This window comes from Calditrichota bacterium, assembly GCA_013152715.1.
Lineage (GTDB): Bacteria > Zhuqueibacterota > Zhuqueibacteria > Thermofontimicrobiales > Thermofontimicrobiaceae > 4484-87.
Genome location: JAADFU010000021.1, coordinates 1 through 9,737, shown reverse-complemented (window position 1 = coordinate 9,737; position 9,737 = coordinate 1). Strand labels below are relative to the sequence as shown.

Below are 9,737 nucleotides of genomic sequence, written 5' to 3'. Positions count from 1 at the left end.
TTGGTGAAGGAGATTTTGAAAATATTGGCTTAACGCTTTTCACCTTGCGCAATGGGAAGCTGAACAGCAAAAAATATCCCAAACCCTACGCCGAAAAAATCATGATGGTCGGACCGGGACAGGTGACTCCATATCACTATCACTGGAATAAAATGGAAGACATCATCAACCGCGGCGGCGGCGACCTAATTTTTCATCTCTATTATGCCGACGAAAACGATGAATTTGCCGACGCGCCGGTGCACATAATCTGCGACGGAATCAAGCGCACAGTGAATCCCGGAGAAAAATTAATTCTCAAACCGGGCGAGAGCCTGACTGACTTTGCCACAGAAACTGTATCACGAATTTTATGCTGAAAACGGAAATGCGCTGGTAGGAGAAGTTTCCATGGTCAACGATGACAATGCCGACAATCGATTTTATCGCGATTTGCCGAGGTTTTCGGAGATCGAAGAAGACGTTCCACCAACCTATTTGTTGTGCAATGATTATGGGAGGTTTTTGCTTTGAGGCGCAGCTATTTCATGATTAGCGCTTTCAATAAATTGAACTATTTGCCATCTATCTCGTAGTTAAATAATACAAAAAAGCAGTAATTTTGTAGCAGCGCTTTCCTTTAAAATCAATTTTAGGAGGGGCAAAGAAATGCAAGTCATTGAACGGCAAATTCGTAATCTGGCAATACTCATGTTGGTCGCGCTCGTTGGCTGTGCGCCGCGCTATGCCCGTCAGCCCGATGGAAGAAAAGAAGCTGACGTTGTTCGGCGATCGCTTGGAATTCTGGATCGGATTGAACGACAGAATTATAGCCGGGAGACTTACCGCCTGTTTCAGGAAATTCGTTTTTATATTGGCACGCCCTATGTTTTTGGCGGAGAAGACAGACGAGGGTTGGATTGCTCGGGTTTTGTCAAGGTGATTTTCCGAGACGTTTTTGGCGTAAAGTTGCCGCATAATGCTTCGCAACAGTACGTCCGCAGCCAGCGGATTCCGCTCAGTCAACTCGCGATCGGCGATCTGGTTTTTTTTGACAACAGTTATTCCGGCAGAATCGATCACGTGGGTATTTATCTCGATGACGGGTATTTTGTTCATGCCAGCACGAGTTACGGCGTCGTGGTCTCTAATTTGAAAGAGACTTATTACCGCAGTCGCGTCAAAGATGCCGGCAGAGTTTTGCGGTGAGAAAACGCCGTTTAATCAGACTGCTGCTGAATTCTTCCATCTTTTAAAACAAAATAATTGGAAAATTTGCTTGCTTATTTCTGCAAAAAACACTATTTTGCCTGCCTGTAATTGAATTTTTTAAATAATAAATTTCATGGAGTTCTTACTAAAATGGCTGATAACGAATCGCTAAAAAATGAGTTTTCCCTGTTAGTGGAGATTATGACGAAGTTGCGCGCTGAAAATGGCTGCCCCTGGGATCGACAGCAAACTTACGAGTCGCTGCGGCAATACTTACTGGAAGAAACTTACGAAGTGCTGGAACTCATCGATCAGAAGCGGTACGATGACTTAAAATTTGAGTTGGGCGATCTGTTGTTGCAAGTGATTTTTCAATCTCAAATTGCTGAGGAAGAAAATCGCTTTTCTATCATCGATGTGCTGAAAAATATTAATGAGAAATTGATTTACCGCCATCCCAACGTATTCGGCGATGTGCAGATAAATTCGGCGGAAGAGCAGACAGTGAATTGGGAAAGATTGAAAAAAAAGAAAGATCGAGGCCGCTCAACAATAGCTGGCGTTCCGAAAACATTACCGGCGTTGCTGCGCGCTCATCGCATTCAGGCAAAAGCTGCTACTGTCGGCTTTGATTGGGAAAAAACCGATCAAGTTTGGGACAAAGTGGGAGAAGAAATTAAAGAATTGAAGGAGGCGGTGGCGGAGAACAGGCAAAATGAGATCGAGGAAGAATTTGGTGATTTGCTCTTTGCACTGGTCAATTTGTCTCGTTTTTTGCGCGTCAATCCCGAAGATGCGCTGCGCCAAGCCACGGAAAAATTTAGTTACCGTTTTCAACAAGTCGAATCCGAGGCGGAACGGCAGCATCGTTCATTGGATGAGATGACGTTGGACGAAATGGATCAGATCTGGGATGATGTGAAAAAAAATAATAGGCGTGATGAGTAATTTTTAGATTGAATGAGCAGTTGCAGATCATAATTTCCAAATAAAAACGGAGGCTTTATGGGAAAAAATTTGAGCCATGTTTTCAAAACTGTCGAGCAGGAAAAAATCGAGATGGTGGATTTGAAATTTATCGACCTTTTCGGCAGATGGCATCATTTGACGATTCCAGTGAGTCAGTTCAGCGAGCGAGTGTTTGAGAAAGGAGTGGCTTTTGACGGTTCGAGTGTTCCCGGTTTCAAAAAATTGGAGGCCGGAGACATGGTTTTGATTCCGGATCCCACAACAATGTGGATCGATCCGTTTTGGGACATGCCAACGCTCAGTTTTATTTGTTCGGCGTACGAAGCTGGTACGCTCGATTTATTTAAAAACGATCCGCGAAACATTGCCCACCGAGCGGAAGAATATTTGAAGTCCACCGGCATCGCGGATCAAAGTTTGTGGAGCCCGGAATTTGAATTTTACATTTTTGATCATATTACCTATGAGTTTGATATCAATTTGTCATGTTACAAGATCGATTCCGTGGAAGCAGATTGGAATACCGGCGCCAGTGAAGAGCAAAATTTAGGGCACAAAATTCCCCGGCAGGGGGGGTATCATGCCATTCCGCCGCTGGACAATTTGTACAACTTACGCGCGAAAATGGTGAAGAGTATCGAGGACAGCGGAATTCCGGTGAAATATCATCATCACGAAGTCGGCGGTCCTGGCCAGTCGGAAATTGAAATTCTCCATCATCCGTTGCTCAAAGCTGCGGATGTGACGAAATTGATAAAATACATCATTCGCATGGTTGCCAATCGCAACAATAAAACCGTGACTTTCATGCCCAAACCGCTGTACAACGAAGCGGGCAGCGGCATGCATATCCACATGAAACTATTCAAAAAGGGGAAGCCGTTATTTTACGATAAAAATGGTTACGCTGGCTTGAGTCAAACAGCGCTCTATTTCATCGGCGGTGTGCTCAAACACGGGCCGGCGTTGTTGGCGTTCACTAATCCCAGCACAAATTCCTACAAACGGCTCGTCCCCGGATTCGAGGCGCCAGTGAAGACAATTTTTGGCCTGGCAAATCGCAGCGCTGCCATTCGGATTCCCAAGTACGCGGACACGCCCGAGGAAAAACGGATTGAATTCCGCCCGCCAGACGCGACGAGCAATATTTATCTGGCGTTGACCGCGATGCTCATGGCTGGCATTGACGGAATTCGCAATAAGATCGATCCGGAAAAAGAAGGATTTGGCCCCTACGATGTGAATGTTTTTACTCTGCCAAAATCAAAACTGGATCGTATAAAATCTCTGCCAACGTCTTTGTTCGAGGCAATGGAAGCCTTGCGCAAGGATCACGATTTTTTACTGGAAGGGGATATTTTCTCCAGGGAACTGATCGAGCTGTGGATGGAGTATAAAATTAAGCGGGAATACGACGAAGTGCGGAACAGACCGCATCCCTATGAGATGAGTTTGTATTATGATTTGTAATTTGAGTTTTCGCGCTGGGTATGAGGCATTGGATTTGGCGTCTGGCATTTAGCATTTAGCTACTGTGTCTCGTGCTAAAATTAGTTTTGAGATTGTAATTTTTGGGCTGGAATTTATTTGGAGTCTGGAAATTGGGATCACGTCGCAGGCGGATGCGTCTCTGGTACATTTGGAAATTATCCAAATAAGGATTTCAGAAAGTAAATGAAAAAGAAAAAAATCAAAATTTTTGTCGATTTTGACGGTACGATTTCGATGACCGATGTCGGCGATGCGCTGTTTCAGAAATACGCTGACGCGGACTGGGACAAAATCGTGCAGGATTGGAAGGACGGAAAAATCAGCTCGCGGGAAGTTTTTACGCTGGGCTGCGAGAATACGCGCATTACGAAAGAGGAATTGTTCCGTTTCAGCGACGCGCAGAAAATCGATCCGTATTTCAAAATTTTTTTCAATCACTGTCGTCAAAAGAATTATCCCGTTACTGTGTTGAGTGATGGGCTGGATTTGTACATCAAAAGAATCCTGGCAAAAGAAGGGCTCGGCGACATCGAGGTGATCGCCAATGAGTTGACTTTCATCGCCGAAAATAAAATGCGTGTAGAATTTCCTTACTACGAAAAAGGTTGTCTGGTGTGCGGTAATTGCAAAGGTTACCAAATTCGTGAGCATCGGGAAGATGGCGAGTTGATCGTTTACGTGGGCGACGGCTATTCGGATCGCTGCGCAGTGCCCGAAGCAGATGTCCTGTTTGCCAAAGATGATTTGAAAAATTACTGTTTTGAAAATGGGATGTCTTTTCATGAATTTGATAATTTTAAAGATGTTCTGAATGAATTAAAAAATATCGAAAGAAAATTGAGCTAAACGGTGAAAATATGAAGCGATTTGTCATTTATGTCTTTGTCTTGATATTGGCTTCTTGCGCGGGTATGAAGCAGGCGCAACAGTTTTACGATCAAAAAAACTATCAGGCAGCGATTACTGAATGTCTGCGCGCCATTGAAAAAGATTCTTCCAACGCGGATGCGTTTTTGATTTTGGGGAAAAGTTACCGCGCAATGAGCAAAAACGATCAGGCGTTGTCTGCTTTGAAAACAGCCGAGAAAATCAAGCCCAATTCGAATCTCGCCGAAGAGGCGCAGGCTGAAATTATTGCCATTAAATTGGGAATTGGTAAGCAGGCGGCGAAAGAGGAAAATTTTAACCGCGCTTTTTCCGAATACAAGGAAATCCTGGCGATGGATTCGACTAATTTCGAGGCGAATTTTTATCTCGCACAGGCTTACGCCGCGAATGGTTGGTTGAAAAAAGCGAAAATATTTTATCTGAAAGCGTTAGCTATCGACTCCTCAAATGGGCAGGCAAAAAGTGCGCTGGCGCGCGCTGACAGCTTGATGCGCCTCGCTGATGCGAATTTTCAAAAAGGGAAAAAATATTATTTGCGCGGGAAAAATATTTCAGCGTCAAAATATCTAAAACGTGCGATTAATTTGCAGCGTGACCACAGCGAGGCGAATTATTATTATCACATGGCGCAGGGAAAAATTTTGTTCCGCAAAGGCAGCAAATCCGCCTTGTGGGACGCCATCGAGCATTTCGGCAAGGCGATGATGATTCACGAGGAATTCGCAGCGCCCCATTTTTATATGGCGCAGGCGTACGAAAAAAAGGACCGCAATGAATTCGACAATGCGATTAGCGAGTACAAGCTGGCATTGGAGAAAGAGCCGTCTGGTAAATACGCGAAAAAATGCAAGCGGAAAATCCGCGAGCTCACTGCCCGGCGGAATAAGTTGAGAAGATTTTGGGGGAAGTAGTTCTTGGGCAGCGAACAAAACGAACAAAACGAACAAGCGAACAAAACGAACAACAACGAACTGATTTTTTTAATTTTGATAAATTGGGAATGAATGGATTTATTCGATAAAAAAGCATCTGCTCGCACAACTCCGCCGCTCGCTGAGCGAATGCGTCCGAAATCATTGGCGGAGTTCATCGGTCAATCTCATTTGGTGGGCGAGGGAAAAGTGCTGCGCCGCGCCATTGAAAATGACCAGTTGGTGTCGATGATTTTCTGGGGACCTCCCGGCGTGGGTAAAACAACGCTGGCGCGGATCATAGCTCAGGAGACGCAATCGGAATTTTTTGCCATCAGCGCCGTGACTGCCGGAGTGCAGGATGTGCGCAAAATAATCGAAAAGGCAAGTTTCAATCGCCAGCATTTGCAAAAACACACGATTCTGTTCATCGATGAAATTCATCGTTTCAACAAAGCCCAGCAGGACGCATTACTGCACAGTGTGGAGGACGGCACGATTTTGCTCATTGGCGCCACGACGGAAAACCCGTCTTTTGAAGTCATTTCGCCGCTGCTGTCCCGAGCCAGAGTGTACACGCTGACGCCTTTTTCCGAGGAAGAAATTGGCCAGATCATTGGCCGCGCTGTTCAGGAAGATTCGATTTTGAAAGAACAGAAAATCTCACTGGCTGAAGATGCCCGCCAGATTTTGATCCATTTTGCCGCCGGGGATGCGCGCATTGCGTTGAATGCTATCGAATTGGCGGCACAGCAAGTTCCGGTTGCAGAGGACGGAACCCGCCTCATCACCGCGGAAATGCTGCAGGAAGTTTTGCAGCAGCGAACTTTGTTGTACGATAAAAAAGGCGACTATCACTACGATTTGATTTCCGCTTTCATTAAAAGCATTCGCGGCAGCGACCCGGACGCAGCGGTTTATTGGATGGCGCGCATGTTGGACGGCGGCGAAGATCCAAAATTTATCGCCCGGCGTCTGATAATTTTAGCGTCCGAAGATATCGGGAATGCTCATCCGCACGCGCTGGTCGTGGCGACGAGCGCGTTCTCGGCAGTGGATTACATCGGCATGCCCGAAGCGCGGATTATTTTAGCGCAAGCCGCGACTTATCTGGCATCTGTTCCGAAAAGCAATGCCGCGTACAAAGCGATAAACGAAGCTCTCGGAGATGTGAAAAATTCACCGCCGGAGCCGGTGCCGCTGCATCTGCGCAATGCACCGACAAAGCTGATGGAACAGCAGGGCTACGGTAAAGATTACAAATATCCGCATGATTTTCCGGAGCATTTTGTCGAGGAAAATTATTTGCCCGAAGGAAAGAAGGACAAAATTTATTATCGGCCAACGGATTTAGGGTACGAAAAAACGCTGCGGGAAAGATTAAGCAGATTATGGAAAAAGAGAAAGAAAGAAGATTTATAAGTAAAAATTTTTTGACAAAACCATTACTGACAATACCATTAGAAAAATTATTTAAAAAATTTAGCGATTTGATTTTATGCCAATTCAAATCAGTCAAGCGGTTAAGCCTGTTTCGGATAAGGATTTTCATTTGCTTGATTACAAAGTCATGGGAATTATTTTCTCTATTCACAGAGAATTTGGCAGGTTTTGGAATGAGAAAATTTATCAAAATGAATTATTGCATCGATGTCGGAAATTTGGTACTGTCGGTAATGGTTTTGCCCAATAAATAACGAAAAAATCTCCAAATATGCGCGCAGAAATGAAAATTAAAATCAATTTTTTCAAGTTAACAATATTAATGTATTTGTTCCCGGCTTTGTGGATAATCACCACAGTACGTGTTATTGCCCAAACCGGCGATGAAGTGTTTCCGCATCCGCTGCAAATCAGCGTACAGGATACGACCGTTCAGGCAGATACGGTTTCGGTGAAAAAAGATTCTGCGGAAGCGAAAAAGACGTCCACAGGTCTGGATACCACGCTTTTTTACAAGGCAGAAATCGTAGAGTTCGATCCTGACAGCAATAAAATTTACCTGACCGGCAAAGCGGATGTGAAGTATCAGACCACGCATTTGCAAGCCGGGAAAATTGTTGTCGATTGGGACAATAACTTGATCACTGCGGAGGGAGTTCCTGACACAGTTTACAAACCAACAGCCAATGGCCAGGATTCGGTAATGGAAGTGGCAATGAAAGATTTGCCTGTCCTCACCGAAGCCGGCGATGTGATGAACGGCGAAAAAATGATCTACAATTACAAATCCGGCAAAGGCCGCGTAATCAAAGGCAGAACCGAATTTGAGGGTGGCTATTATATGGGACAGTCTGTGAAACGAATCAGCCCCCAGGTGATCAATTTGTCCGGCGGCTATTTTACGACCTGCGACATCAAAGATCACCCTCACTACCATTTTCAAAGTCGGCGGATTAAATTGATTGTGGACGACAAGGTGATCGCCAAACCAGTCGTGCTTTATTTCGGGCATGTGCCTTTGGCAGCGCTGCCTTTTGCTGTTTTTCCGACAAAAAAAGGTCGCCACTCGGGTTTGATCATTCCGACTTACGGCGAGAGCTCTTCAGAAGGGCGGTTTATTCGCGGACTCGGCTATTACTGGGCGCCGAACGATTATTTCGATTCCAGCTTGAAACTCGACTATTTCGACCGCAGCGGGGTTATTTTTCGCGGTGACATCAATTACGCCTTGCGTTACATTTTGAACGGCAGAATTTCCGGTTCTTTCACTAAAAAGAATTTCATCACCGGGCTGAAGCAGCAGCGTTGGGATCTTTTGATTTCTCACCGTCATGTCATTGATCCGAACACCAGCTTTCAGGTCAGCGGCAGTTTTGTCAGCGACAATAGTTTTTATCGCGATTACAGTTCCAATTTCAATACGCGCCTCAATCGCCAGATTCGTTCCAATGCCACTTTTTCCAAGAGGTGGCCCGAAAAAGGAATGAGTTTGAGTGCTAACATGTCGCAGGTGAGAGATATTGAAGCCGGAACTCTTACGCGCACATTTCCGCAGCTTCGCTTCAGCCTCTCACAGCGGTCATTATTCGGAGGTTCAAAGTCGAGAAGTTCCAGTCGATTCGGCGGAGGAAATAAAAATGAGACGCGTCGCTGGTACGAGTCCATCTATTTTTCCTACAATTCCAATTTGTACAATCGCGTCACACGCGGCGGCAGCTACGGCGAACGCACCAGCCGCTACATCAACCACGGCGTTTCTTTGAGCATGAACACGCCGCAGAAATTGTTCGGCTGGCTGACACTGGGGCAGTCTTTCAGTTATCAGGAGCGCTGGTACGATCAATTTCTGAAAAATACATTCGACCCGGAGACGAATTCCGTCGTCACCGATACGGTGGCAGGATTTGCCGCGCGGCGTACATTTTCCCACAGTTTGCATGCTTCGACGAACATTTACGGCATGTTCACTCCGAATATCGGAAAATTGAAAGCGCTGCGGCACGTGGTTTCGCCGAGTCTCTCTTTCGGCTATCAGCCCAATTTTTCCGATGAAAAATGGGGTTACGTGGACACTTTTTATGACACGACCGGCAAACTCATTCGCGCGCAGCGGTTCATGGACGGCGTTTCCAGCGGAGGCAGCAAAAGTTTGTCCTTCAGCGTACGCAATCTTTTTCAGGCGAAAATTGCTGACGGCGAGAAAGAGAAAAAATTGGATCTGTTCACGATAAATTTTAGTTCAGCCTACAATTTTGAAGCGGATTCGCTGCGATTTTCCAATTTAAGCACTTCGTTCATCTCCTCGGTCGCCAGGAATCTCAACATCAGCGCTTCCGCAAGTCACAGTTTTTACAAATACGATCCGGTTTCCGGAAGAACGGTGAATAAATTGCTGCTGAAAGACTGGGACTCGGTGAAGAAATTCAAATTTTTGCGATTGAATAATTTTCGTTTTTCTGCCACGCTACGATTGCAGGGCAGAAAAAAAGATAGCGGGGAAAAAAAGTCCGCTGTGAAAGAGGAACAGCAGTTTTTCGATCCGGTCACCGGTGAGCCGGTTTCTGAACAGGAATATTATGACCGTCTCTACCAACCAGGCGGCGACCGCTTTGACGTCAATGACCGCTTTTCCGGACTGGATATTCCCTGGCGCATGTCGCTGGCGCTGAGTTTTTCGCTCAACAATTACAATCCAAACCATCCGGTGAAAAATTACTATCTGGATATTAGGGGTATGGAAGTACAACTCACGAAAAACTGGAAAATCAGCTACAGCGCTCATTACGATTTGCGCACCAAGCAGGTGGTGAATCATTCTTTTACTTTTTACCGCAATCTGCATTG

7 protein-coding genes and 1 pseudogene are annotated in these 9,737 nt (G+C 45.6%); all 8 read left to right on the top strand.

From position 1 onward, the window contains the following. Positions 1 to 513, top strand: a pseudogene (locus GXO74_02005) (D-lyxose/D-mannose family sugar isomerase). Between the two features lie 135 nt (positions 514 to 648). Further along, positions 649 to 1,188 (top strand): NlpC/P60 family protein, encoded by a 540-nt coding sequence (locus GXO74_02000; protein ID NOZ60433.1) that lies wholly within the window; start codon positions 649 to 651, stop codon positions 1,186 to 1,188. Between the two features lie 153 nt (positions 1,189 to 1,341). Then, positions 1,342 to 2,139, top strand: a complete 798-nt coding sequence (mazG, locus tag GXO74_01995; protein NOZ60432.1) for a nucleoside triphosphate pyrophosphohydrolase — start codon at positions 1,342 to 1,344, stop codon at positions 2,137 to 2,139. A 57-nt stretch (positions 2,140 to 2,196) separates the two neighbouring features. Then, positions 2,197 to 3,630, top strand: a complete 1,434-nt coding sequence (gene glnA / locus GXO74_01990; GenBank protein ID NOZ60431.1) for a type I glutamate--ammonia ligase — start codon at positions 2,197 to 2,199, stop codon at positions 3,628 to 3,630. Positions 3,631 to 3,834: 204 nt separating this feature from the next. Next, entirely contained in the window at positions 3,835 to 4,497 is a 663-nt protein-coding gene (locus tag GXO74_01985; GenBank protein ID NOZ60430.1) for an MtnX-like HAD-IB family phosphatase, read from the top strand. Between the two features lie 11 nt (positions 4,498 to 4,508). After that, positions 4,509 to 5,450, top strand: a complete 942-nt coding sequence (locus GXO74_01980) for a tetratricopeptide repeat protein (protein ID NOZ60429.1) — start codon at positions 4,509 to 4,511, stop codon at positions 5,448 to 5,450. Between the two features lie 93 nt (positions 5,451 to 5,543). Beyond that, positions 5,544 to 6,872, top strand: a complete 1,329-nt coding sequence (locus tag GXO74_01975) for a replication-associated recombination protein A (GenBank protein NOZ60428.1) — start codon at positions 5,544 to 5,546, stop codon at positions 6,870 to 6,872. 304 nt (positions 6,873 to 7,176) lie between these two features. Continuing rightward, positions 7,177 to 9,737: hypothetical protein (locus GXO74_01970; protein NOZ60427.1), on the top strand; the 2,561-nt coding region annotated here is incomplete at its 3' end.

Bases quoted from the DNA above. Each gene is read 5' to 3' on its own strand.
- GXO74_02000 (NOZ60433.1), top strand. From the start codon at position 649: ATGCAAGTCATTGAACGGCAAATTCGTAATCTGGCAATACTCATGTTG.
- GXO74_01975 (NOZ60428.1), top strand. From the start codon at position 5,544: ATGGATTTATTCGATAAAAAAGCATCTGCTCGCACAACTCCGCCGCTC.
- GXO74_01985 (NOZ60430.1), top strand. From the start codon at position 3,835: ATGAAAAAGAAAAAAATCAAAATTTTTGTCGATTTTGACGGTACGATT.
- GXO74_01980 (NOZ60429.1), top strand. From the start codon at position 4,509: ATGAAGCGATTTGTCATTTATGTCTTTGTCTTGATATTGGCTTCTTGC.
- glnA (NOZ60431.1), top strand. From the start codon at position 2,197: ATGGGAAAAAATTTGAGCCATGTTTTCAAAACTGTCGAGCAGGAAAAA.
- mazG (NOZ60432.1), top strand. From the start codon at position 1,342: ATGGCTGATAACGAATCGCTAAAAAATGAGTTTTCCCTGTTAGTGGAG.